The 19,692-nt window shown below is 71.0% G+C and carries 16 protein-coding genes; 13 read left to right on the top strand and 3 right to left on the bottom strand.

The features are described 5' to 3' along the window. The first annotated feature begins 6 nt into the window (after positions 1-6). The 9 genes from ACY34J_RS06365 (at position 7) to ACY34J_RS06325 (ending at position 8,855) form a co-directional block, all read left to right on the top strand. On the top strand, positions 7-1,380 hold the full coding sequence (locus ACY34J_RS06365) for a V-type ATPase 116kDa subunit family protein (RefSeq protein ID WP_462725654.1): 1,374 nt from the start codon (positions 7-9) through the stop codon (positions 1,378-1,380). Next, positions 1,377-1,799: an ATP synthase subunit C gene (locus ACY34J_RS06360; protein WP_462725653.1), complete on the top strand. Its 423-nt coding sequence runs from the start codon at positions 1,377-1,379 to the stop codon at positions 1,797-1,799. The genes ACY34J_RS06365 and ACY34J_RS06360 overlap by 4 nt, the downstream gene beginning before the upstream one ends. A gap of 1 nt (position 1,800) precedes the next feature. Then, positions 1,801-2,022 (top strand): V-type ATP synthase subunit F, encoded by a 222-nt coding sequence (locus tag ACY34J_RS06355; RefSeq protein ID WP_462725652.1) that lies wholly within the window; start codon positions 1,801-1,803, stop codon positions 2,020-2,022. Continuing rightward, positions 2,019-2,546 carry a V-type ATP synthase subunit E family protein gene (locus ACY34J_RS06350; protein WP_462725651.1) on the top strand — a complete coding sequence of 176 codons (528 nt, stop codon included), beginning with the start codon at positions 2,019-2,021 and terminating at the stop codon, positions 2,544-2,546. The genes ACY34J_RS06355 and ACY34J_RS06350 overlap by 4 nt, the downstream gene beginning before the upstream one ends. After that, a complete protein-coding gene (locus ACY34J_RS06345) occupies positions 2,534-4,315 on the top strand; it encodes a V-type ATP synthase subunit A (protein ID WP_462725650.1) in 1,782 nt (593 codons plus the stop codon). The genes ACY34J_RS06350 and ACY34J_RS06345 overlap by 13 nt, the downstream gene beginning before the upstream one ends. A 64-nt stretch (positions 4,316-4,379) precedes the next feature. Beyond that, complete coding sequence (locus tag ACY34J_RS06340; protein WP_462725649.1) at positions 4,380-5,789, top strand: V-type ATP synthase subunit B; 1,410 nt, start codon at positions 4,380-4,382, stop codon at positions 5,787-5,789. Continuing rightward, positions 5,786-6,406: a V-type ATP synthase subunit D gene (locus ACY34J_RS06335; RefSeq protein ID WP_462725648.1), complete on the top strand. Its 621-nt coding sequence runs from the start codon at positions 5,786-5,788 to the stop codon at positions 6,404-6,406. The genes ACY34J_RS06340 and ACY34J_RS06335 overlap by 4 nt, the downstream gene beginning before the upstream one ends. A 191-nt stretch (positions 6,407-6,597) precedes the next feature. After that, a complete protein-coding gene (locus ACY34J_RS06330) occupies positions 6,598-7,470 on the top strand; it encodes a universal stress protein (protein WP_462725647.1) in 873 nt (290 codons plus the stop codon). A 206-nt stretch (positions 7,471-7,676) separates the two neighbouring features. Beyond that, positions 7,677-8,855, top strand: coding sequence for a CBS domain-containing protein (locus ACY34J_RS06325; RefSeq protein WP_462725646.1), 1,179 nt, complete (start codon positions 7,677-7,679; stop codon positions 8,853-8,855). A 61-nt stretch (positions 8,856-8,916) separates the two neighbouring features. On the opposite strand, the gene ACY34J_RS06320 is transcribed toward ACY34J_RS06325, so the two are convergent. Genes ACY34J_RS06320 through ACY34J_RS06310 form a run of 3 tightly spaced genes read right to left on the bottom strand, consistent with a single transcriptional unit; the run spans position 8,917 to position 13,140 of the window. After that, positions 8,917-11,517 carry a cation-translocating P-type ATPase gene (locus ACY34J_RS06320; RefSeq protein ID WP_462725645.1) on the bottom strand — a complete coding sequence of 867 codons (2,601 nt, stop codon included), beginning with the start codon at positions 11,515-11,517 and terminating at the stop codon, positions 8,917-8,919. 40 nt (positions 11,518-11,557) lie between these two features. Then, positions 11,558-12,424: a universal stress protein gene (locus ACY34J_RS06315; protein ID WP_462725644.1), complete on the bottom strand. Its 867-nt coding sequence runs from the start codon at positions 12,422-12,424 to the stop codon at positions 11,558-11,560. 35 nt (positions 12,425-12,459) lie between these two features. Next, on the bottom strand, positions 12,460-13,140 hold the full coding sequence (locus ACY34J_RS06310) for a CBS domain-containing protein (RefSeq protein ID WP_462725643.1): 681 nt from the start codon (positions 13,138-13,140) through the stop codon (positions 12,460-12,462). Positions 13,141-13,353: 213 nt separating this feature from the next. Here ACY34J_RS06310 and ACY34J_RS06305 point away from each other — a divergent pair, with 213 nt between their 5' ends. The 4 genes from ACY34J_RS06305 (at position 13,354) to pdhA (ending at position 19,691) form a co-directional block, all read left to right on the top strand. Continuing rightward, positions 13,354-14,229 (top strand): universal stress protein, encoded by an 876-nt coding sequence (locus ACY34J_RS06305; RefSeq protein WP_462725642.1) that lies wholly within the window; start codon positions 13,354-13,356, stop codon positions 14,227-14,229. A 63-nt stretch (positions 14,230-14,292) separates the two neighbouring features. Then, positions 14,293-16,695 carry a glycoside hydrolase family 65 protein gene (locus ACY34J_RS06300; RefSeq protein ID WP_462725641.1) on the top strand — a complete coding sequence of 801 codons (2,403 nt, stop codon included), beginning with the start codon at positions 14,293-14,295 and terminating at the stop codon, positions 16,693-16,695. Between the two features lie 108 nt (positions 16,696-16,803). Beyond that, positions 16,804-18,597, top strand: coding sequence for an acetate--CoA ligase (gene acsA / locus ACY34J_RS06295; RefSeq protein WP_462725640.1), 1,794 nt, complete (start codon positions 16,804-16,806; stop codon positions 18,595-18,597). Then, positions 18,594-19,691: a pyruvate dehydrogenase (acetyl-transferring) E1 component subunit alpha gene (gene pdhA, locus ACY34J_RS06290; RefSeq protein ID WP_462725639.1), complete on the top strand. Its 1,098-nt coding sequence runs from the start codon at positions 18,594-18,596 to the stop codon at positions 19,689-19,691. The genes acsA and pdhA overlap by 4 nt, the downstream gene beginning before the upstream one ends. The last annotated feature ends 1 nt before the right edge of the window (position 19,692 follow it).

Here is a 19,692-nt window from a genome sequence, read left to right as displayed (position 1 = left end):
GTTCGCATGCAGCGGGTGGCGATCGTCGCCCCGCACGAGCGCCTGCGCGAAACGCTCGTGCGGATCGCCGAGGCGGGCTGCGTCGAGATCGACCGGATCGACGACGGCGGACCGGCCACGCGGGCACCGGCGGCCCGGCTACTCCAGGGTCTGCACGCCGAGCCTCACACAGCGGTGCTCAGTGCCCGCCCGCCCGACCTCGCCGTACTCGAGCGCATGGGTCGTACGGATCTGCTGGCGGGCGAGGTACAGCTGGAGGAACGCCTCGGCAGCGCGGTCCGGCACGGAACCGTGGCAGCCCTGACCGGCTGGTGCCCTGCCGCCGAGGTCCCCGTGACCGCCGAGCGCATCGCCGACGCCGGGGGTGCGCTGGTGCCGCTGCGGGCACCGCGCGGCGTCGATCCACCGACCCTGCTGTGCAGCACCGGCGCGGTGCGCCGCTCCTTCACGCCCCTGGTCGAGACCTACGGAACCGTGCCGTACGCCGACCTCGATCCCACGGTGCCGGCTGGGGTCGTCTACGTGGTGATGTTCGGTTTGATGTTCGGCGACGCAGGGCACGGGGCGCTGTTGCTCCTCGCCGGGCTGCTGCTGCGTTTCGGGCGACCCCGCTGGGCGGCCGCGCTCCAGCCGCTGTGGCCGTTTGTGGCCGGGGCCGGACTGAGCAGCTCGCTGGCCGGTGTCGCCTACGGCGAGTTCTTCGGCCCGACCGGGGTGCTGCCGGTGCTCTGGCTGAACCCGCTGGACGAGCCCCTGCGACTGCTCGCCACGTCGGTCGGGATCGGCGCCGCACTGCTCGCGCTGGCGTACGGGGCCGGGATCGTGAACCGCTGGCGGGAGAACGGACCGTTGAGCGCCGTGTACTCGCCCTCCGGCATCGCCGGAGCGGCGCTCTTTCTCGGTCTCGCTGTGATCGTCGGCGCAGTCTCCATGAGTCACACCGGTTTCGCGCTGGTGGGCGCGGCGATCGCGCTCACTGGTCTGGTTCTGGCCGGTTCTGGGTTGTACGCGGCCACTGCCGGCGGTCCGGGCGGCGCCGTTCAGACCGGCATCCAGCTCTTCGACGTGGTGGTGCGACTCGGGTCCAACGTCGTGTCCTTCGCGCGTCTGGCTGCCTTCGGCCTCACACATGCCGCACTGGGCGAGATCGTGTGGCGCGGCACGACGGCCCTCGCCGGCACGGGGGCGGCAGCAGTTCCTGCTGCGATCGCCGTCTTCGCAGTCGGCAATGCCCTCGCCTTCGCGCTGGAGGCGCTGGTCGCCGCAGTGCAGGCGCTGCGGCTGGAGTTCTACGAGCTGTTCTCCCGTGTTTTTGAGTCCCAGGGCCGTCCCTTCCGGCCCTGGCACCTGCCCGTACAACGCACGGAGGTGGGGCCGTGATCACCTGGCTCATTGTGCTTCCCGTCATCGCGGTGGTCTTTCTTCTCACCCGGCTGCTGCTGCGCCGTTCGGGCAGGGCGGCCCTGCGGCTGGTGGTCGCAGCGGACGCGCTGCTGTTGGTGGGGGCGGTCGCACTGCTCAGCGTGGCGCTCAGTGACGGTTCCGCGCAGGCCGCCACCACGGCGGCGGCCGCGCAGCACTCCGGCTCCGGCTCCGCCGCTCTCATCGGGGCCGCGATCGCGGTGGCCGGGGCGTCGATCGGCGCAGCGATCGCGGTCGCCTACACCGGGGCCGCTGCGCTGGCGGCGCTCAGCGAACGCCCCGAGCTCTTCGGCCGGGCGATGGTCATCGTGGGCCTCGCCGAGGGCATCGCCATTTACGGCCTGGTCGTCGCGGTCATCCTCATCGGGAAGGCGTGACATGGGAAGCGTGGCCGCGATCGGGGAGCGGGTGCGGGTCGCCGGGCTGGCCCTCGCCGGGGTTACCGTACTCATCGCCGAGGAGCCGAAGGCGGTCCGCGAGGCGTGGCGGGGTCTGCCGGAAGACGTCGGGCTGGTCATCCTCACTCCGGCAGCGGCCGACGCCCTGGACCCGGCACTGCTGGAGAACATCCCGCCGCTGACGGCGGTGATGCCGCCATGACCAATCCCGTCCCCGACCCGGTGAGGGCGGCACTCGAACCTGTGCGCACCGAGTTGCTGCGCACTGCCCGTGCTGAGGCGGAGGATCTCCTCGCCCGGGCGAACCGCGAGGCGGCACTGCTGCTCGACACGGCCCGAGCGCAGGCACAGGAGATCCTCGACGAAGCCCGCCGGCAGGGCGAGGCGCAGGGCAGGGCCGCCGGCCGCCGCGTACGCATGCGGGCCCGCCGCACAGCCAGGGCACGCGAACTGGCAGTTCGCAGGGAGACCTACGAGCAACTGTGCCGCCGCGCCACCGACCGCATCCGGGAACTGCGGCACGCACCGGAGTACGCGACCGTGCTGGATCAGCTGGACCGACGTGCCCGTCGGCTCCTCGGGCGAGAGGCCGAGCTCACTGAACACCCCGGCGGGGGCGTTGTCGCCCGCGCCGCGGGCCGGCGTGTCGACTGCACGCTGGACGCCCTCGCCGCACGCGCGCTGGACCGGCTCGGTGCAGAAGCGGAGACACTGTGGACACCCTGAGACGGTGCCCTGAGGCAATCCAGCGGCCACCCCCGTCCCAGCAGCCGCCGGGGCGTTCCTGCCGCATCCTGCGGGTCGCCGGGCCGCTGGTGGAGATGGAATACACCGGCGACACCGCGATGTACGACCTGGTCGCACTCGGCGAGAGCGGGCTGCCCGGCGAGGTGGTGGCGATCAGCGGCGGCGTGGTCACCGCCCAGGCCTACGAGTACACGGGCGGGCTCGCTCCGGGGGACCTCGCACGCCCCCAGAGCCGCCCGCTCTTCGCCCGACTGGGCCCCGGGTTGCTCGGAGGGATCTTCGACGGCCTGCTTCGCCCGCTGTCCGGCAGCGGGGACTGGCTCCTGCCCGGTGCGGCCGGTACCGCCGACGAGGAACGCCTCTGGCCGTTCACGCCACTGGTGAGAGAGGGGACATCGGTCTCGGAGGGCGAAGTCCTCGGAGCGGTCAGGGGGCCGGGACCGGTACCGGTGCGGGTCCTGGTCCCTCCGGGCTGCGCCGGCGTCGTGGAGCGGATCGCGCCCGAAGGACAGTACGCACAGGACGCGGTGGTCGCCGTGGCGGGCGGCACGCAGGTGCGGATCGGCACGACGTGGCCCGTCCGGCGGCCGCGTCCGGTGCGCGAGCGCGGCGGCGAGCGGGAGGCATTGAACACGGGTCAGCGTGTGATCGATCTGCTCTTCCCGGTGGTCCGAGGAAGCACGGTCGCCGTTCCGGGCGGCTTCGGCACGGGGAAGACCGTGCTGTTGCAGCAGATCGCCAAGTGGTGCGACGCGGATGTGATCGTCTACGTCGGCTGTGGGGAGCGCGGCAACGAGATGGCCGACGTCATCACCGAGCTCTCCGCACTGGAGGACCCTCGCACCGGCGGACGGCTCGCCGACCGGACAGTGACCGTCGCCAACACCTCCAACATGCCGATGATGGCTCGCGAGGCCAGTGTCTACACCGGCGCAACGGTCGCAGAGTACTTCCGGGACATGGGACTCGACGTCGTACTCATCGCCGACTCCACCTCACGGTGGGCGGAGGCGCTGCGCGAGTTCTCCTCCCGCACCGGCGAACTGCCCGCGGAGGAGGGATACCCGGCACGCCTGGCCTCCGCGATCGCCGCGTTCTACGAGCGGGCGGGGGCCGTGACCACACTGGGCGGCGACCAGGGCTCGGTCACCGTGATCGGCGCGGTCTCCCCACCCGGCGGCGACTTCACCGAGCCGGTCACCGCGCACACCGAGCGGTTCGTGCGCTGCCTGTGGTCGCTGGACCGCGAACTCGCCTACGCCCGCCACTATCCCGCGGTCTCCTGGTCCGGATCGTTCTCCCGCGACGCGACAGGGATCGGCGCCCGGCAGGCGGCGACAGGCGACCCGGCCTGGTCCGCTCGGCGCGACCGGGTCGCCGCGCTGCTGGCCGAAGCCGACCGGCTGGCCGACCTCGTCGACCTGGTCGGCATCACCGCACTGCCCGCCCAGGAGCGCATCAGTGTTCTCGCCGGACGGCTCATGCGCGAGGCAGTGCTCCAGCAGAGCGCCATGTCCGCCCAGGACGCATACTGTGGCGCGGACAAAACCACGGCACTGGTCGACGCCGTGCTCATGGTCATCGACCAGTGCCGTGAGCTGGTCGACTCGGGCGTACCAGCGGCCACCGTCGAGGAGGTGGACTTCGGGCCGATTCTGCGCGCCCGCGAGGAGGTGGGCCCGCATGACGCCCGAGGGGTGGCCGAACGGCGGGACGCCACGCTCGCCAGACTCCGGGAGGTGCGGTGAGCGCATGCGGCGAGCCGGAAACCCCACTGCCGTCCGTGGACCGACGCAGAGGCGGGCAGCGGCCGTGACCACCTGGGGCGAGGTCGAATACACGACGGTACGCGAGCTGCGCGGCCCGCTCGCCGTCGTCGAAGGGGTGTCGGGGGTCGGCTGGGACGAATTCGTCCGGGTCACCCTGGAATCGGGCGAGCAGCGGCACGGCCTCGTCCTGGAGGTGGACCGCGAACTGGCCGTGGTGCAGATTCTGGAGGACACCGCCGGTATGGACCCGGCGGGCATCCGGGTGGCCTTCGCGGGAGGGCCGCTGCGCATCCCGGTCGGCCCCGGCTGGCTGGGCCGGGTCTGCAACGGCCGTGGCGAGCCCATCGACGGTGGGCCGCCGGTCTTCGGACTGACCCACGCGGCGGTCGGCGGCAATCCGATCAACCCCGTGCGGCGGGAACCGCCGTCCGAACCGGTGCTCACCGGGGTCGGCGTCATCGATGCGCTGACAACCCTGGTGCGCGGGCAGAAGCTCCCGGTGTTCTCCATGGCCGGCCTGCCCCATCTGGAGCTGGCGGCCCAGATCGCGGCCCAGTCCACGGCCGGTGGCGATCCGTTCAGCGTGGTCTTCGCCGGCATGGGCCTGACCCACCCCGATGCCTCCTTCATCCGCGACGTTTTGGAAGAGCGCTCCGCCGCGGAAGAGCTGGTGCTGCTGCTCAACACCGCCGACGACCCGGTGATCGAACGCATCCTCACCCCGCGCGTCGCGCTGACCGTCGCCGAGCACTTGGCCTTCACCGGCGGCCGCCACGTACTCGTGGTCATGACCGACATGACCAGTTACGCCGAGGCGCTGCGCGAGGTCTCCGCCGCCCGCGGCGAGATCCCGGCCCGCCGCGCCTACCCCGGCTACCTCTACAGCGACCTCGCCTCCCTGTACGAGCGCTGCGGGAGGATCCGTGGACGGCCCGGCTCCGTCACCGTCCTGCCGCTGCTCACCATGCCGGCGGGCGACATCACCCATCCGGTGCCCGACCTGACGGGTTACATCACCGAAGGGCAGATCGTACTTTCGCGCGAGACCCACGCCCGCGGGGTGTACCCGCCCGTGGACTCCCTGTCCTCGCTGTCCCGCCTGATGCGCAAGGGCGCAGGCCCGGGCCGCACCCGGCCCGACCACCTCGACGTCGCGGCGCAGCTGCTCGCTGCCCTCGCCCGGGCTCGACAGGTCCGCGAACTCGCGGACCTGGTGGGGCAGGCGGCGCTGAGCCCGACCGATCGCCGCTACCTCACCTTCGACGAGGCGTTCGTCCACCGCTTCGTGGACCAGCGGCGCGATGAACTGCGCTCTCTCGACCGAACGTTGGACTCCGCCTGGGAGGTGCTGCTCACTCTGCCCCGCAGCCAGCTCGGCATGCTGCCGACCTCCCTGCTGGATGCTCACGGCGCACAGGAGCAGCCAACCGATGGGAGGGAGACGGCCAAGTGACGACGGCATCCCACACCCCGCCCTCCCGCGCCGCCCGTCTGCGCTTGCGGCACAGGCTGGACGTCGCCCTGCGCGGAGCCGACCTCCTCGAACAGAAGCTCCGCATCCTGCATGCCCGGCACAAGCGCCTGTTCCAAGCCGAGCAGACCAGTGCCGGGCGGTGGCACAGCCAGGCGACGGAGGCCGAGACCTGGCTGCTCAGAGGGCTTCTCCTGGGCGGTGAGCATGCGCTGGCAGTCGCAGCGGCCGGTGTCGGCCCCGCACACATCACGGTCGATGAGGTGTCCACGATGGGGGTGCGCCACCCCTCGAGTGCCACCTGCACGACCCCCGACCGTGCCGCGACGTCAGCCGCACCGGGCAACACCGCTCTGGTGCATGCCGAGGCTGCCTACCGTGAGGCGGTGCGGGCGGCAGCCGAGTACGCCGCCGCGCGGGCAGCCGCCCGGATCGTCGGATCCGAGGTGCTGAGTACCCGTCAGCGGGTCCGCGCACTGCGGCGCCACTGGATCCCCCGCTTGGAGGAGGCGCTCGCGCGCGTCGGCCTTGGCTTGGAGCAGACCGAGCACGAGGACGCCGTACGGCGCCGGTGGGCGGCCAAGGTGCTCGGCATGTGACAGCCCGGGAGCTGCCGACGGATCGCCTCGCCCTGTGCAGGCCCCCCGGGCCGACGCGTCGAGGTGGTCGTGCCCGTTCGGGGCTACCGGTGCTTGGCTCAGCTTTCGGTGCTGTGTCGCGGTACGGCGCCTGCGGTGCGAGAGTGCACGGAGAGGCCCCACGACAGAGTCACGGAGGGATGGTGAGGAGCGTGGAGAGCCCGATCGTCGTCGGTGTCGACGGCTCCGACTGCAGTCTGCGGGCGGTGGACTGGGCCGTGGACGAGGCCGCTCGCCACGAGAAGCCCCTGCGGCTCGTCCACGCATCGCTGTGGGAACGCTACGAGGGAGGCGTGCCGTCCTCTGGCGCCGACCGTCCCCCTGAGCAAGTGCGGGTGGAGCACCTCCTCGCCGGCGCCGCGGAACGGGCCCGAAGCCGCAATCGCGATCTGAAGATCGTGACCGAGGTGCTGCCCGAGGATGCCGTGGCCGCTCTCTTGCGCGAGGGCCAGGTCGCCTTCGCGCTCGTCGTCGGGTCCAGGGGGCGGGGTCCCCTCGCCGGGCTGCTGCTGGGGTCGGTGAGTCTGTCCGTCGCGGCCCGTGCCACGTGCCCCGTCATCGTCGTACGCGGCCCGCAGCGGAACGGTCAGGGCACCTTCCAGCGGATCGTTCTCGGAGTGGGCGACACCGGAGAGACGTCGGCTGCTGCCCGGTTCGCCTTCTGTGAGGCCGAGCTGTCCGGCAGCGAACTCACCGCAGTACGGGCCTGGCGCTGCCCGGCCCATGAGGTCGTGGACCATCCGATGCTGACAGGCGATGCCGTGGTTGCCCGCCAGGCGCAGGCCCTGAGCCTCCTGGCCGACGCACTGCGCGAACCTGCGGAGGATCATCCCCGCGCCCGTGTGTTCCGAAAGACGGCCGAAGGCGCCGCCCAGAAGGTGCTCATCGACGCGTCGGCCACAGCCGATCTGCTCGTCGTCGGGGCCCTGAGACGGCATGGGCACGGCGGCCTACAACTGGGGCCCGTCACCCACGCCGTCCTGCATCACGCCGAGTGCCCGGTCGCGGTCGTCCCTCAGGCCTGATCACCCGCGCCCCTGGGCGGGCGACTGGTAGTCCACTGGAAGTGGGACCAAGGATCGGGCACCGGTCCCGGAGAGAGTGTCTGCCGGCGTGCACTGTGCGGCCAAGGGCTGAAGAGAGCGGGCGGTTCCCTGGGCGTTCTGGCACGCGGTGGCGATGCGCGCCGGCCGTCGAAGCCCGTGAGGGCCCGAGCGAAGGAGGCACAGGCATGCCGACGGTCCACAAGGTTCTCGAGGCTCTGCCGGCCGATCACCGCAGGCGCCTGATGGGACTCGCGCGGGAGGTGACATTCCCGGGTGGCAGCCGTGTCTTCGAAGAGGGGGGCGAGGCTGATCGGTTCTGGATCATTCGCTCGGGCACCGTCGCGCTCGAGCTGCAGGTGCCAGGGGTGCGTACGCCGGTCTTCGAGACGGTGGCTGAGGGCGAACTGCTCGGTTGGTCGTGGATGTTCGAGCCCTATCGGTGGACCTTCGGCGCGCAGGCGATCGGCCGCGTGGAGGCATACGAGTTCGATGCCGCTTCTGTGCGGGCCCTGTGCGAGGAGGACCGGGAGTTCGGGTTCGCCGTGCTGCGGGAGGTGGCCGGGACCATTGCGCATCGGTTGACCGTGGCGCGTGGACGCCTGCTCGCGCTCTACGGTTCCTTCGTCGGCGCCACGCCGGGTTTGACACCCACGCCGGCTCGGGCCGTCCGGCCGAGGGAGGTCCCTGAGAGGAGGGGCCCTTCGGCTGTGGGCGATGTGATGACGCACGCGGTGGTCGCCGTCGACCGCTCCGCATCGTTCAAGGAGACCGTCCAGACACTTCACCGTTGGGGGGTCAGCTCTCTTCCGGTGATCGAGGGGAATGGGCGCCTGGCGGGCCTGATCTCCGAGGCCGACCTGCTGCGCAAGGAGGAGTTCCGCGACAGCGGTGACTTCTCGACCGAGCGGTACGGCCGCGCCGACGACGTGGCCGAGGTGGGCGCGCTGACCGCGGAACGGCTGATGACAGCCCCGGCCGTGACGGTGCGGGTGGACGCTCCTGTCGCCGAGGCGGCGCGGATCATGGCACGGCACCAGGTCAAGCGACTGCCGGTTGTCGATTCGGCGGGGCGGCTGAGCGGAATCGTCAGCCGCAGTGACTTGCTGACCGTCTTCCTCCGCTCCGATCAGGAGATCGCAGCGGACGCACGGCACGAGCTCGCCGCGATCCCGTTCCTGGCAGGCAGCCCCGTGGAGGTACACGTCGAAGAGGGTGTGGTCACCCTGCGCGGGGAAATTGACGATCCCGCGCACGTTCCCTTGGCCGTCCGGCTGGTCCGCACGCTTGAGGGGGTCGTGGATGTCAAGCCCACGTTCAGGACGACGGGAGCCGGCCCGACCGCGCGGCCCGGTGATGATGACTGAGCCCGACACAACGCAGGCAGCCCGACGGGGGAAGGTTCGGGAATACGGTTGATCTCTCGATTCACCGAGCTGTCGCCGAGGCGGCGGGCGGGGGTCGTTCCGGGCGCAGCCGCGTCTGCAGGCGCATGACGACGTGGCCGAGGCCGGACAGCGCGGCCGCGACCGCCAGGTCGGACAGCGGGAGAGGTTCCGTGCCCAGGAGCGCCTGCAGGGGCGGCAGATAGATGCCTGCGACCTGCAGGCCGAGCGCTGTTCCCACGGCGAGGAGCAAGAAGGGATTGGCCAAGGTTCCCGGGCGTGCCCGGGAGCCGAGGGCCACGCCGAGCTGTGTGGCCCCGAGGACCAGGAAGATCACGGACTGCCACGGGCGGCCGGTCTCTCGCGCCCAGACCCCTGCCACCAGGGTCACCGTGGCGACGATGGTTCCCATGGCCAGGATGCGTGGCCACAGGCCGGCGCCGAGCACGCTTTCGTCGGGAGGCCGCGGCGGGCGGCGCATCACGCCGGGGTCGACCGGTTCCGCGCCCAGCGCCACGCCGGGCAGGCCGTGGGTGAGCAGGTTGATCCACAGGATCTGCGCGGGCAGCAGCGGCAGTGGCATGCCGAGGAAGGGGCCGAGGAGCATGACCAGGATCTCCGCCGTGCCGCCGGCGAGGGCGTAGAGCAGGAACCGGCGCACATTGGCGTAGACCCGGCGCCCTTCCTCGACGGCGGACACCACCGTGGCCAGGGCGTCGTCGGCGAGCACCAGATCGGCTGCCTGGCGTGCGACTTCGGTGCCGCGGCGGCCCATGGCGACGCCGATGTCGGCGCGGCGCAGGGCCGGGCCGTCGTTGACGCCGTCGCCGGTCATGGCCACCACGTGCCCGGCCTTGCGCCAGGCCTGGACGATGTCGAGTTTCTGCTCGGGGGTGGTCCGCGCGTAGACCCGTACGTCGTTCAGCGGGCCCGTCGTGTTGTCCCTGATGCGGTCGCCGGTGGTGATTGCCTCGTCGGCAGCCGCGATGCCCAGGCGCTCCGCGACCGCCCGCGCGGTCAGGGGGTGGTCGCCGGTGACGACCACGGAGGTGATCCCTGCGGCCCGGCATGCGGCGACGGTGCCCTGCGCTTGGGCGCGGGGTGGATCCAGGATGCCGACCAGACCGAGCAGCGACAGGCCCGATTCCCAGGACTGGTCGTCATATGGCTGCTGGGCGCGGTCGGCCCCGGCGACGGCGAGCACACGGTAGCCACGCCGGGCCAGCTCCTCCGCTCGGGCAGCTGCCCGAGCCAGGAGATCCGGGCAGTCGTCCAGGACACCGGGCCGGAGCATTGACTCCGGGGCTCCCTTGCACATCACGCGCAGCCCTCCGTCGGGCCGGCGGTGCACGGTCGTCATGCGCTTGCGATCGCTGTCGAAGGGAACTTCGTCCACCCGCGGCAGCTTGCGCTCCAGGAGTGTCCTGTCCAGGCCGAGCTTGGCCCCCGCCGAGAGCAGGGCCGCCTCCGTAGGATCACCCAGCGCGTGCCATGCCGTGCCGTCTGCCGTGGGCGGCTCCAGCCCCGCGTCGTTGCACAGCATTGCCGCACGCAGCAACGCGGCGAGGTCGGGGGCGTCGACCACGGTGACCGTTTCGCCGGCGCGCACGATACGGCCCTCCGGCGCGTAGCCGGTTCCGGTGGCGGTGGCCTCGCCGAGGGGTGTCCACAGGTGTTCGGCGACCATCCGGCCCTCGGTCAGGGTCCCGGTCTTGTCGGTGGCGATCACGGTGACGGACCCCAAGGTCTCAACCGCGGCCAGCCTGCGGACGATGGCGTGCCGGGCCGCCATCCGCCGCGCCCCCAGCGCGAGGGCGAGTGTCACGACGGCGGGCAGGGACTCCGGTACCGCCGCGACGGCCAGGCTGATCGCGGCCACCACCATCAGCTCCACGGGCTGACCACGCACCAGCCCCAGAGCGAGGACAACCGCACACAGCGCCACGGTGACAGCGGCCAGAACCCGGCCGAACCGCGCCAACCGGTGCTGCAGCGGCGTAAGTCCGGGCGCGGCGACCATGAGCGACGCGATCCGCCCGAGTGCGCTGTGAACCCCGGTGGCGGTCACCACCACATGTCCCCGCCCCCGGACGACGACCGTGCCCGCCGACACCGTGCCCAGCGACCGGTCGGCGCCGGGTGCCTTTTCCACCGGTACGGACTCGCCGGTCAGTGAGGACTCGTCGACCAGCAGCAACGTCCCGTCCAGTACGTCAGCGTCGGCGGGCACGATGTCGCCCTCGCCGAGCACGACCAGGTCGCCAGGCACCACATCGGCTGACGGTACGGAGCGTTCCTCCCCGTCGCGGATCACTCTGGCGGCGGGCGCGCTCAGCGCTGCCAGGGCCGCCACGGCGCGTTCGGCCCGTACCTCCTGAACGACGCCGACCACGGTGTTCACCGTGATCACGAGAAGGATGACGGCAGTGTCGGCCTGATCGCCGGTGGCGATGGTGAGAGCGGCGGCCACAAGGAGCACCAGGATCAGCGGGTCGCGCAACTGCTGCAGCACGCGCCGCCACACCGGCGTGCGGGGCTGCGTCGCGAGCGCGTTGGGCCCGTAGGCCTCCAGCCGCCACGCGGCCTCGTCCTGCGACAGGCCTACTGCTGTGAGTGTCGCGTTCCCGGGGTCGTCAACGCCCACGTCCGGCCTCCGATGACCACTTCGCGCGCCCGCCTACGGCTCAGTTGTGGGGAACCACTGCGACCGGGCACGGCGCATGGTGCACGGCCGCATGCGCCACGGGGCCGAGACGCGGCGGCAGGGCGCCCTCGTGCTTCCGCCGTCCGACCACGAGCAGATCGGACTCTTCGGCGGCCCGTACGACCGCGCGAGCAGGGCTTTCGAGACGGACGGTGTCGATCACCTGCACGCTGGGGTACTTCTCGCGCCACGGCTGGAGCAGCTCGTGCAGCTTCTTCCGGGCGTCCTCCGTGACCTCTTTGGCCACGTCGGGGGCCACGCCCCAGGGCAGGTGGGCGTGGACCGGCAGGTTTCGCCCGTATACGGCTCGCAGGGGTGCGCCGCGCGCGGCGGCGGTGTCGAAGGCGAACTCGAGAAGGTGGTCGTAGGAACCGTGGAGTCCGAGTCCGACGGCCACGCCTCCTGCGTGGCGGGCGGACACCGGCTCGCGCATGCCGGCGCGGACCAGTACCACCGGGCGCTCGGCCCGCGTCACGACGTGCATGCTGACGTCGCCGAGGAAGAAGCTCTCAACGGCCTCCAGTCCGCGCGATCCGAGCACGAGCATGGCGGACTCCGATGCCGCTCGCAGCAGCGCGGTCGCCGGCTCCTCAGCGACCAGGTCTTTGGTGATGGACAGATCCGGACAGCGCTCGTTGAGTTCGGCTTGTGCGTCATCCACGATGCGTCGTGCCCAGTAGTTCTGGTCCGCTTCGGGCAGGGCGCCGGCGTCTGCCGAAGAGAGAAGGATCCACGCATGCAACAGGCGCAGCCTCATCGTGCGCCGCTGGGCTTCGCCGGCGGCCCAGTGGGCAGCGGCGAGGCTCTCGGCTGATCCGTCGAGACCTACGGTGGCGACTGGCTCCATCGCGACTGCCTCCCTTTCCAAGAAGCTGGAAGGTGTCAGGACGCGCTTTCCGCCCCCGTCGGCCGGTCCTCGTACTCACCGGTGACATGGCACTCGACGTCCACGACGCCCTCCACGGCGCGGGTGAGGCGGGCCGCCACCGAAATGAGCGAGGTGTCGCGGATCTGACCGCTGATCGTGACGACACCCTCATTCACTCGCACCGAAAGGGACCTGGCCAGTGCGGGGAAGAGGGTGGCCACCACGGTGCGGCGGACCTCGTCCTCGATCTCCTCGTCCGACCGTAGGAAGACCTTCAGCAGATCGCCGCGGCTGACGACGCCCTGCAGCATCCCTTCGTCATCGACGACAGGGAGTCGCTTGACGTGCTTCACGGCCATGATCCGGGCCGCCTGGGCCAAGGTCGCGTCCGGATGGACGGTGACGGCGGGGGTGCTCATGAGCTCTTCCGCGGTCAACGCTCCCGCTTTCGCCAGGTCGGGCAGGCGCCGGAGCTGCTCGTAGCGGTTCGGGTCGCTGTCCCGGAACTCCTCTTTGGGGAGCAGGTCCGCCTCGGAGACCACACCGATGACTCGCCCTTCGCCCTCCAGGACCGGCAGCGCGCTGACCTTCCACTGCTCCATGGTCTGCACGATCTCCTTGAAGGGCGCGTCGCGCCCGACCGCCACGACGGTCAGAGTCATCACGTCGCTCACGATGTGCGGTGTCTCAGCCACGGAGACCTCCTCCTCTCGGCGAATGCCCTCTGTCTCCATCGTCCGCCGCGAGCGCCGCTGCGGTTCAGGGGCCGAGTGGCCCAAACACCGGCCCACCCGGCCCGGCCGTGACGCGTTCCTGAAGAACTGTCGCAGTTCCGCCGGCGGTGCAAGCGTTGCTCACCGGGGTACCTCGAATACCTGGAGTCAGTCGCGGGAAGGCGGTGAGGGACCATGGAGCTTCCGCTGGTCGTGGGTGTCGACGGATCGGAGGCGAGCCTGCGGGCTGTGGACTGGGCCGTGGACGAGGCGGCCCTCCACGGGGTACCGCTGCGCCTGGTCTATGCATCCCTGTGGGAGCGTTACGAGGGCCACCTCCCGTCGCTCCGTACAGGCCGCCCATCTGAACAGGTGATGGCCGAGCACATTGTTGCCTCCGGCGCTGAGCGGGCCCGGCAGCGCAACCCCGATGTGCAGGTGTCGACCGAGATACTGCCCGAGGAGCCCGAGACCGCTCTGCTGAACGCGGGCCAGAGGGCCTCCGCACTGGTCACGGGCTCGCGCGGCCGAGGCGAGGTTGCCGGTCTGCTGCTCGGATCCGTGAGCGTCGCGGTGGCGGCCCGGGCCACCTGCCCGGTGATCGTGATCCGCGGCGCGGAGCAGAGGCGGCAAACGGCCGGGCAGCGCGTGGTGCTCGGCGTGGGCGACAACACTGAGAGCTCGGCCGCTGTGCAGTTCGCCCTTCGCGAGGCTGAGGCGCGGGGCTGCGCGCTCCATGCGGTACGGGCCTGGCGGTGCCCGGCCCGTGAGCGGGGGGACCCCCACCTGGCGGATGATGAAGCTGCCCGGTTCCATCGGGAGCGGGCGTCGGACACCCTGTCCGGCGCGCTGCACGGGGCTGTAGAGGAACATCGCCAGGTTGAGGTCCGCCGCGAGGTGATCGAGGGGCCCGCCCAGAAGGTCCTGCCGGATGCGTCGGCTGACGCCGCCCTGCTCGTCGTCGGCGCCCAGAGGCGACATGGCCACTTCGGTCTGCAGCTCGGCCGGGTCAACCACGCCGTATTGCATCGCTCCGACTGCCCCGTCGCCGTCGTGCCCGAGCCGGCATGAACAGGCAGCGAGCCTGCCGCGCCGCTGCGCTGCTCGTGAGGGACGAGGAAGTGAGGGCGGCGGATGCCGGAGTGGGCTTGGGAGTACGAGGGCTATGACCCCGATGCTGAGCGGGTGCGCGAGGCGCTGTGCACGCTCGGGAATGGATACTTCGCGACCCGTGGCGCGGCTCCGGAGTGCAAGGCGGGGCTGGTGCACTACCCGGGCACCTACGTTGCCGGGTGCTACAACCGCCTGGAGTCGACCGTGGCCGGGCGGCGGGTGGAGAACGAGGACCTGGTCAATCTCCCGAACTGGCTGGACCTGCGCTTCCGCGTCCGTGCCCCAGATGGCTCGGTCGGTCCCTGGTTTTCGCCGGACAGGTGCGAGCTGCTCGACTACCGGCAGACGCTGGACCTGCGGCGGGGCACGCTGATCCGCAGATTCCGGTACCGGGCCGGCGTCGAGGGCGGCCTGGTGGGCGTGGAGCAGAGCCGTCTGGTGCACATGGGAGTCCCGCACCTGGCCGCGCTGCGGACGGTCTTCACGGCCGAGGACCGGGCGGCGGCGGAGATCGAGATCGAGTCCGCCATCGACGGAGAAGTGATCAACGCGAACGTGCACCGTTACCGGTCCCTCAGCCGCAACCACCTGGCTCATGTGCATACGGGAGCCGAAGATCCCGACACGATCTGGCTGGGCTGCCGGACGAGCGGCTCTGATATCAGTGTCGGTATGGCGGCGCGCACTGTCACCGGGCAACCGCCGGTCTCGTCGAGGCTTCATCCCAGTCGCCGGCGCGTCGCACACCGCCTGGTGATCCCGATGGTTCCGGGCCGGCCCACCGTCGTGGACAAGACCGCCGCACTGCACACCTCCCGCGACCACGCCATCACCAATCCGCTGACGGCGGCAGTCGACCGCGTGGCGGAAGCGCCGGACTTCCCGGCGCTCCTGGATTCCCACGTTGCCGCCTGGGAGCAGTTGTGGCGGCGCGCGGACATCGAGGTGCCTGGGGAAGCCGGCCGCGTGCTGCGGCTGCATCTGTTCCACGTTCTGCAAACTCTGTCGCCGCACACCGCAGAACTGGATGTGGGGGTTCCGGCGCGCGGTCTGCACGGTGAGGCCTACCGGGGGCACGTGTTCTGGGACGAGCTGTTCGTCCTGCCCTATCTGAACCTGCACTTCCCGGAGGTCTCGCGGGCGCTGCTGAACTACCGCTACCGCCGGCTACCGCAGGCCTGCCGGGCGGCCCGTGAGATCGGCCGGGCGGGGGCCATGTACCCGTGGCAGAGCGGCAGCGACGGACGCGAGGAGACGCAGCGGCTGCATCTGAACCCCCGATCGGGCCGCTGGCTGCCCGACAACTCCCGGCTGCAGCACCATGTCGGCTCGGCGATCGCCTACAACGTTTGGCAGTACTGCGAGGCGACCGGCGACACCGAATACCTTCAGACCAAGGGCGCGGAGATGCTCTTGCAGATCGCCCGGTTCTGGGCGGCCACCGCGACATACGACCCAGGTCTCGGCCGGTATCGCATCCGCGGCGTGGTCGGGCCGGACGAGTACCACGACGCCTACCCGGGCGCCCAGCAGCCGGGCCTGGACGACAACACGTACACCAACGTGACCGCTGCCTGGGTCCTCGGCCGGGCCCTCGACCTTCTGCGGCGCCTTCCCGAGTGGCGCAGGCATGAACTGTTCGAGCGCATCGGGCTGGACAGGGGCGAACTGCAGAAGTGGCAGGAGGTGTCCCGGCAGCTGAGAGTGCCGTTCCACGACGGCGTCATCAGCCAGTTCGACGGCTATGGCGACCTGGCCGAACTGGACTGGGACGCCTATCGCGCGCGGTATGGCAGCATCCGACGGCTGGATCGGATCCTGGAGGCCGAAGGTGACACGGTCAACCGGTACCGGGCGTCCAAACAGGCCGATGTGCTGATGCTCGGCTACCTCTTCTCACCGGCCGAGCTGTCGGCCCTGTTCCGGCGGCTGGGCTACGAGCTGAACGACGAGATCTGGCGCAGGACCGTCGACTACTACCTTCGCCGTACCAGCCACGGTTCCACCCTCAGTGGCCTCGTCCACGGCTGGGTGCTCGCCCGGGTCAACCGGACCGAGGCGTGGCGGTACTGCCAGGAGGCACTCGAAGGAGACATCGCTGACTTGCAGGGCGGTACGACCGGGGAGGGCATCCACCTCGGGGCCATGGCCGGGACCCTCGACCTGGTGCAGCGTTGCCTGACGGGCCTGGAGACACGGGAAGGCGCGCTGTGGGTGGACCCGGTTCCGCTCCCGGAACTGTCCGAGTACGGATTCTCCTTGCGGTACCGCGGCAACTGGGGGATCGGCGTCCGTCTGCACAGCGGACGGATGCGGATCAGCGTGCCTGCCTCGGAGGAGACCCCGATCCGTGTGGTGATGACAGACCGCGCGGTCACCGTCGCACCGGGAGACACCTGCGTGCTCGTCCTCCCGCGCAGTTGATCCGCACAGGGCCTGCCCGGCCCCCGGCACCGGGGCCCTTCGGCCCCATGCGACCCGGGCCGGTCTCCGCGACCCTGGAGGTAGCGGCAAGGCGTCGGAAGGACTGCCATGACCTGGGAGACGATCCGCAAGGACGCGACACCGAGCGTCACGCCGAATCTCACCGACTACGACCGAGCCCGCTCCGATTTCACCTGGTCGCGGGCGCGTGCCGCGCTCTCCGGGCTGCCTGGTGACAGCGGACTGAACATGGCTCACGAGGCCGTCGACCGGTACGCGAAACCTGGCCACGGCGACAAGATCGCGTTGCGCTGCGTGGCGTGCGACGACAGCGTTTCGAGTGTCAGCTACGCCGAACTGGCCGACCGTACCGCCCGCTTCGCAAACATCCTGAGGTCGCTCGGTATCGGTCGGGGTGATCGGGTGTTCACCTTGCTCGGCCGGTGCCCGGAGCTCTACACGGTGGTGCTGGGCACGCTGAAGAACACCAGTGTGCTGTGCCCCCTGTTCTCCGCGTTCGGCCCGGACCCGGTGGAGCAGCGGCTGCGCCTGGGCGAGGCCCGGGTGCTGGTCACCACCGCGGCCCTGTACCGGCGCAAGGTGGCGGACCGCCGGGCGTCGCTGCCCGAGCTCAAGCATGTCCTCATCGTCGGGCCCGGGGCCGAGCAGCTGCCCGGTACGGACTCGTTCGAGGAGCTGACGGCCGTCGCCTCCGCCCAGTTCACCATCCCGCCGACATCGCCCGAGGACATGGCCCTGCTGCACTTCACGAGCGGCACGACCGGCGCTCCGAAGGGGGCGATCCACGTCCACGAAGCGGTCGTCGCCCACCACGCCACCGCGGCATACGCACTCGATCTGCACCCCGAGGACGTGTACTGGTGCACCGCCGACCCCGGCTGGGTCACCGGCATGTCGTACGGCATCATCGCCCCGCTCGTCCACGGTGTGACGGTCGTCGTCGACGAGGGGGAGTACGACGCCCGGCGCTGGTACCGGATCCTGGACGAGGAGCGGGTCAGCGTCTGGTACACCGCGCCCACGGCTCTGCGGATGCTGATGCGGGCCACGCCCCGGCAGGGTCCCCACGACCTGCCGGCCGCCTACGACCTGTCGGCGCTGCGCCTCGTGGCCTCTGTCGGCGAGCCGCTCAACCCTGAGGCCGTGCTGTGGGGCCAGGAGGTGCTGGGCCTGCCGGTGCACGACAACTGGTGGCAGACCGAGACCGGCTGCATCATGATCGCGAACCTGGCGGCCTGCGAGATCCGGCCCGGCTCGATGGGGCGGCCACTGCCGGGCGTCGAGGCGGCGGTGCTCCAGCGCGGCGAGGACGGCCGGGCGCTGATCACCGACGGCCGGGTGACGGTGCTGGAGACGCCGGATGTCGAAGGCGAGTTGGCGCTGCGGCCCGGCTGGCCGTCGATGTTCCGCGGCTATCTGCACGACAAGGAGCGTTACGAGGCGGCCTTCGCCGACGGCTGGTACCTGACCGGGGACCTGGCCAAGCGGGACAAGGACGGCTGGTACTGGTTCGTCGGGCGCGCCGACGACGTCATCAAGTCGGCGGGGCACCTGATCGGCCCGTTCGAGGTGGAGAGCGCCCTCATGGAGCATCCGGCGGTCGCCGAGGCCGGCGTGATCGGACGGCCGGACCCCGTCGCGGGGAACATCGTCAAAGCCTTCGTGTCGCTGGGCCCCGGCATCGAACCGACCCCGGCTCTGGAGCGCGAGCTACTGGCCTTCGCCCGCCGGAGGCTGGGTCCCGCCGTCGCACCCCGGGAGGTCGCCTTCGACCAGGACCTGCCCAAGACCCGGAGCGGCAAGGTCATGCGGCGGCTGCTGAAAGCCCGCGAGCTCGGCCTGCCCACCGGAGACCTGTCCACCCTGGAAGGATCCACATGAGCCCCGCCCGTGGCACCGGTGCACGAAAGACCACGACGACTGCGCACACAACGGCCACCGCGTCCCCAGCACGGACCAGAGCCACCGCGCGGACCACGGAAAGGCCGTCCCCGCCCGACCAGACGGCGGCCGGACACCGGATCGCGCTGCTGGACGCCATGCTGCGCATCCGGCGCTTCGAAGAGCGGTGCGTCGAGCTGTACAGCGCCGCGAAGATCCGTGGATTCGTCCACCTCTACATCGGAGAGGAGGCCGTAGCCGTCGGCGTCAACGAGGCGCTGAGCCCGGACGATGCGGTGGTCTCCACCTATCGCGAGCATGGCCATGCGCTGGCGCGCGGCATCCCGGCCGAGGCCGTCATGGCCGAGATGTACGGCAAGGCCACCGGCTGCAGCGGCGGTCGCGGCGGGTCCATGCACTTGTTCGACGCGAGCCGCCGCTTCTACGGCGGCAACGCGATCGTCGCCGGCGGGCTCCCGCTGGCCGCCGGACTCGCGCTGGCCGACCGGATGCGCGGGCAGACCCGTGTCACGTGCTGTTTCTTCGGCGACGGAGCCTTCGCGGAAGGCGAGTTCCACGAGACGGCCAACCTGGCCGCCCTGTGGAATCTGCCGCTGCTGCTCGTCTGCGAGAACAACCTCTACGCCATGGGCACGGCCCTCGAGCGGCACGAGGCGCAAACCGACCTGGCCATGCGCGCCGCCTCCTACGGCATGGTGGCCTGGGCCGTGGACGGCATGGACGTCGAGGCCGTGCAGCAGGCCGCCCGCCGGGCCGCCGAGGGCATCCGGGCCGGCGTGGGACCGCACTTCCTCGAACTGCGCACCTACCGCTTCCGGGCGCACTCCATGTATGACCCGGACCGCTACCGCGACAAAGCGGAGGTCGAGCAGTGGAAGGTCAGAGACCCGATCAAGAGGCTCATCGACCGCATGCGTGAGGACGGCGAGCTGGGCGACAAGGAGTTCGCCGCGATCGAGCGCCGGATCACCGACGAGGTCGACCGTGCCGTCGAAGTGGCGGAGCAGGCCCCCGAAGAGCCGGTCGAACACCTGCTGCGACATGTCACCAGCGCAGCCGTGGGAGTGAGCTGAC

It is taken from the genome of Streptomyces sp. HSS9-12 (genome assembly GCF_054963655.1).
The sequence above is the reverse complement of the archived record's forward strand: the minus strand, read 5'-3'. Positions and strand labels throughout refer to the sequence as shown.

Bases quoted from the DNA above. Each gene is read 5' to 3' on its own strand.
- ACY34J_RS06365 (WP_462725654.1), top strand. From the start codon at position 7: ATGCAGCGGGTGGCGATCGTCGCCCCGCACGAGCGCCTGCGCGAAACG.
- ACY34J_RS06355 (WP_462725652.1), top strand. From the start codon at position 1,801: ATGGGAAGCGTGGCCGCGATCGGGGAGCGGGTGCGGGTCGCCGGGCTG.
- ACY34J_RS06350 (WP_462725651.1), top strand. From the start codon at position 2,019: ATGACCAATCCCGTCCCCGACCCGGTGAGGGCGGCACTCGAACCTGTG.
- ACY34J_RS06325 (WP_462725646.1), top strand. From the start codon at position 7,677: ATGCCGACGGTCCACAAGGTTCTCGAGGCTCTGCCGGCCGATCACCGC.
- ACY34J_RS06315 (WP_462725644.1), bottom strand. From the start codon at position 12,424: ATGGAGCCAGTCGCCACCGTAGGTCTCGACGGATCAGCCGAGAGCCTC.
- ACY34J_RS06305 (WP_462725642.1), top strand. From the start codon at position 13,354: ATGGAGCTTCCGCTGGTCGTGGGTGTCGACGGATCGGAGGCGAGCCTG.
- ACY34J_RS06300 (WP_462725641.1), top strand. From the start codon at position 14,293: ATGCCGGAGTGGGCTTGGGAGTACGAGGGCTATGACCCCGATGCTGAG.
- acsA (WP_462725640.1), top strand. From the start codon at position 16,804: ATGACCTGGGAGACGATCCGCAAGGACGCGACACCGAGCGTCACGCCG.
- pdhA (WP_462725639.1), top strand. From the start codon at position 18,594: ATGAGCCCCGCCCGTGGCACCGGTGCACGAAAGACCACGACGACTGCG.